The organism is Pseudomonas sp. HY13-MNA-CIBAN-0226, from assembly GCF_040310305.1.
Taxonomy (GTDB): Bacteria; Pseudomonadota; Gammaproteobacteria; order Pseudomonadales; family Pseudomonadaceae; genus Aquipseudomonas; species Aquipseudomonas gregormendelii.
Window position 1 is genome coordinate 1 of sequence record NZ_JBEOPS010000591.1, and the last position, 239, is coordinate 239.

The 239-nt window shown below is 72.0% G+C and carries 1 pseudogene; it reads left to right on the forward strand.

Annotated features, from left to right (window positions below):
• A pseudogene (locus AAEZ05_RS30045) lies at positions 1-239 on the forward strand (malonate decarboxylase holo-ACP synthase); the annotation flags it as partial.

The following is a 239-nucleotide window of genomic DNA, read 5'->3' on the forward strand; positions in this document are numbered from 1 at the left end:
GGCCTGGGCGCGGGATGCGATCCGTGCCGGGCATCCGGTGGTGGTGCGGCGCGCCATCGCCGAGCCGGGCCACGTGGCGGTCGGTGTGCGTGGGCGTTTGCGTGAGCAGCGTTTTGCCGCCCAGTTGCCCATTGCGGCAGTGCAACGGCGGGTGGCGCCGCAAGCTTTGCGAGACGTGCCCTCACCAAGGGATTTACCGGCGCTGCGGGCCCTCGATCAACTGCGCCCGGTGCTGGCGC